The organism is Rhizobacter sp. P3_B12 (assembly GCF_056402895.1).
Map to the genome: position 1 here is coordinate 1 of NZ_JBFUGN010000592.1, position 3869 is coordinate 3869.

5 protein-coding genes are annotated in these 3869 nt (G+C 70.5%); 4 read left to right on the plus strand and 1 reads right to left on the minus strand.

All coding sequences use genetic code 11. From position 1 onward, the window contains the following. From AC1D01_RS24315 to AC1D01_RS24325, 3 genes are all read left to right on the plus strand, one after another. Positions 1 to 353: glycine zipper 2TM domain-containing protein (locus tag AC1D01_RS24315; protein ID WP_477870918.1), on the plus strand; the 353-nt coding region annotated here is incomplete at its 5' end. A 50-nt stretch (positions 354 to 403) separates the two neighbouring features. After that, complete coding sequence (locus AC1D01_RS24320; protein ID WP_477870920.1) at positions 404 to 760, plus strand: hypothetical protein; 357 nt, start codon at positions 404 to 406, stop codon at positions 758 to 760. 62 nt (positions 761 to 822) lie between these two features. Further along, the gene (locus AC1D01_RS24325; protein WP_477870922.1) at positions 823 to 2538 is read left to right on the plus strand and encodes a hypothetical protein; all 1716 of its coding nucleotides are present in this window, start codon (positions 823 to 825) and stop codon (positions 2536 to 2538) included. 7 nt (positions 2539 to 2545) lie between these two features. Here the strand turns inward: AC1D01_RS24325 and AC1D01_RS24330 are convergent, their stop codons facing one another. Beyond that, positions 2546 to 3184, minus strand: a complete 639-nt coding sequence (locus AC1D01_RS24330) for a cysteine hydrolase family protein (protein WP_477870924.1) — start codon at positions 3182 to 3184, stop codon at positions 2546 to 2548. A 110-nt stretch (positions 3185 to 3294) separates the two neighbouring features. On the opposite strand from AC1D01_RS24330, the gene AC1D01_RS24335 reads away from it, so the two are divergent. Beyond that, positions 3295 to 3869 (plus strand): AraC family transcriptional regulator (locus AC1D01_RS24335; RefSeq protein ID WP_477870926.1); only part of this gene is annotated, 575 nt, incomplete at its 3' end.

Consider the following 3869-nt stretch of genomic DNA (forward strand, 5'->3'; position numbering starts at 1 on the left):
CGCCCGCACCGGTGCGCAGCGACCGCACCGGCCAGGTCAGCAGCATCGAGCCGATCACGGCGACCTCCAAGCCGAGCGGTGTCGGTGCCGTCGCCGGCGGTGTGCTCGGCGGCGTGCTCGGTCACCAGATCGGCAACGGCACCGGGCGCGACGTGGCGACGGTCGCGGGCGCGGTCGGCGGTGCCGTCGTCGGCAACAAGATCGAGAAGAACCGCTCCGAGAAGGTCGTCGGCTACCGCGTGCATGTGACGCTCGACAACGGCGAGCAGCGCACCTTCGAGCAGAGCGGCAGCACCGGCCTGCAGGTCGGTGACCGCGTGCGGGTCGACGGCAATCAGATCCGCCGCAGCTAACTGCTTACACTGCGCCATGGCCGCCGCGGCGCGGCCTTCAGGAGTCCGCCGTGGCCATCAGCTGGATCAGCGCGCTCAAGGTCATCCCGTGGGGTGACGTGATCGAGGCGGCGCCGGGCCTCGTGAAGGGCGCGCGCAAGGTGTTCACCCGCACGCAGCCGGAACCGGTGGTCGTGCCCGACCCCGCCGCGCCGCCGCATCAGCGCATCGAACAACTCGAAGCCGCCGTGGCCCGGCTCGGCGAGCAGCAGCAGGCGGCCGCCGCGTTGATCGAATCGCTGGCCGAGCACAACGCCAAGGTCGTCGAAGCCATCGAGCGGCTGCGCCTGCGCAGCCGGCTGCTGATGGGCACCTGCGTGCTGCTGCTGGCGGCCGTCGGCACGCTGGCCTGGCTGGTGTTGCGTTGATCGCATTGCGTTGATCGCATTGCACTGATCGTTTCGCGCTGATCTTTCGCCGAGGCATCACGATGGGCAGTTCCGAACTCGATGCGGTCGCCGCGCCGGCCGCCGACGAGGCCTCCGCCTCGCAGCCGGTGCGCCACCTGCGGCAGATCCTGCTGTGGCCGCTGCGCCTGATCCCGCCGGAAGGCGCCGCGGCGCGGCATGCCAGGCCGTGGGAACTGCTGCGCGACCTGCCCGACTCGCCGTGGCGCGAAGAGGTCGACGAATACACCGGCGACGCGACCCGCTTCCACGAGCGCCACTACAACGAGTTCGTCAGCTTCCTGCCCTACGTGCAGCGCTTCCTGTACGGCGAGGGTCGCGCGAAGCGCGATGGCGCGAAGGTGAACGGTGAGAAGAACGACGGCGCTTCGCCGATGCGCGTGTTCCGCCGCCACGACGTGAAGGCGGTGCGCGTGGTGCGGCGGCCGGGCGACGCCCCGCTGACGCTGGAGGTCGTGCATGCCGACCTGTACTTCTTCTACGACCTCGACATCGTGATGCTGAACCTCGAGGTCGGCATCAGCGACCTGAGCCTCGCGCAGGCGCAGGACCTGCTCTACCGATTCGGCCGCGGCTACCCCGCCGGCTGGGATGCCGAAGGCACGCCGCTGCACGGCATGCACGGCGTCGAATGGCTGGGCGCCGACGGCCAGGTGCTCGCGCGCTCCGACTCCGGGCAGCGCGAGGCCTTCCTCGCGCACGTGGCCGAGCACCGCGCGCCGCGCATCGCGTCGCACTGGGCGTTCATGCTGCAGCCGCTGGTCAGCGACCACTCGGGCGAGCCCGGCCTGCTGCGCTACCGCCAGATCGAATACCACCGCATGCCGGTGATGGGTTTCCTCGCGGTCGACGATCCGGCGCGGCTCACGCGCGGCGACTTCATCCGCCTCGGCCTCGTCATCGGCGGCAGCGAGGCCGAGACCGCCTTGCCCTACCTCGAGTCGACGGTGCAGGGCCGCGCCGCCGATTTCGAGCAGCGCTTCTGCTACGACCGCTTCTGGATCGACGCCGGCATGGCGCCGCGCACGCGCTACCTGTGCAGCGGGCATTCGCTGATCGTCGTCGGCGACGCCCGCTCCACCTTCTACAACTGCCGCGACCGCGGCGTGCTGGCGCAGTTCCGCCACCAGCATTTCCTGCTGTTCCTGATCGCGCACTTCCAGAAGGCGGCGCTGCTGAGTTTCTCGGACACGCTGGTCGAGGCCTTGCGGCAACTCGACATCGGCCACCCCGCCAGCGTGCGGCGCTTCAAGCGTGCGATCCGCGCGAGCTTCGAATCCTTCCTGCGCTTCACGCACCGCTACTGGTTCCATTCGGTGTCCGACCAGGCGCAGGTGCGCGCGCTGTTCCACATGTGCTCGACGCACCTGGGGCTCGATGCGCTGTACGCCGAGGTCAAGGAGCGCATCGCCGACATGAACGGCTACCTCGACGCCGACAGCCTGCGCCGCCAGGCCAACACGGTGGTGCGGCTGACCGTCGTGACGATCCTCGGGCTGGTCGGCACCGTGACGACCGGCTTCCTCGGCATGAACCTGCTGTCCGAGGCCGATGCGCCGCCCGGGCGCAAGCTGTGGCTGTTCGGCCTCGTGTTCGTCGCGACGACGGTGCTGACCTTCTACACGATGGCCAAGTCGAAGGGCCTGTCGGACTTCCTCGATGCGCTGAGCGACGAGCGGCTGTCGGTGTGGAGCAAGTTCAAGGCGCTGCTGGCGGTGTGGCGCCGGCCCGTCGACTGATCACTGATCAGGCCGGCACGGCGGCCCGCGCGCGTGCGTTCGACGCCGGGATGTTGTCGCGTGCCATCGTGCGCCCGGCCTGCACCGCTGCGATCCAGTCGTCGGTGCCGGTCACCGCGGCGAAGCGGGTGTGGAACACGACGCTGAGCACGCGGTGGATCTCCTCGGCGCTCGCCCGGCCGGCGGCGTTCTCGTACGACAGCGCGCCACTCGCGTCCGACAGCAACTCCACCGCGAAGCCGCGGTGCGTCGCCTCGATCACCGTCGATGCATTGCAGTTCTGCGTCATGTAGCCGACGACGCTCAGCGTGTCGATGCCGGCCGCGGCCAGCCAGTCGGCGAAGCCGGTGCCGGTGAAGACGCTCGGCCACTGCTTCTCGATGAGGTGGTCGCGCGGGCGGCTCGCCACCACCTCGTGCAGCGCCCAGCCGTGCGAACCGGTCGCGAACAGCGGCGCGCCCGCGGCCTCGCTGTGCTGTACCACCAGCACCGGGATGCCGGCCGCGCGCGCCGCATCCATCGCGCGGCCGATCTGCAGCAGGCTGCCCGACACCGGCGGGTGCTCGATCGGCAGCTTGCCGCTGACGTATTCGTTCTGCACGTCGATGACGATCAGCGCACGGCGTGGGGTGGGCTGGGTGGACATGGCATTTCTCCTGGAAGGGGACGGCACCGTGCCGTCGACGGGATCGATTGTTCGGCCGATGCCTATCGGGCGACAGTGGCCCGAATGACCAACTTCGATAGGATCGGGCCATGAGATCGCCCGAACCGCACCGCGTCGCCGTCGTCGCCTTCGACGGCATCAGTCCCTTCCACCTGTCGGTGCCGTGCATGGTGTTCGGCCCCGACATGGCCGGCGACGGGGTGCCGCCGTTCCGGCTGCAGGTCTGCGCCGGCGAGACCGGCCCGCTGCGCACGACGGCCGGTTTCACGATCGGTGCGACGCAGCGCCTCGCGGCGCTGGCCCGGGCGCAGACCATCATCGTCCCGTCGTGGCGCGATGCCGCCGAGCGCCCGCCCGAGGCCCTGCTGCAGGCGCTGCGCCGCGCGCATGCCCGCGGTGCGCGCATCGTCGGGCTGTGCATCGGCGCCTTCGTGCTGGCCGAGGCGGGCCTGCTCGACGGCCGCCGGGCTACCACGCACTGGCACCTGGCGGCAGAGTTCGCGCGGCGCTTTCCGCAGGTCGAACTGCATGCCGAGGTGCTCTATGTCGACGACGGCGATGTGCTGACTTCCGCCGGCACGGCCGCCGCGATCGATTGCTGCCTGCACCTGCTGCGCGAGCTCGCCGGCGCCGAGGTGGCCGCGCGCGTCGCACGGCGCATGGT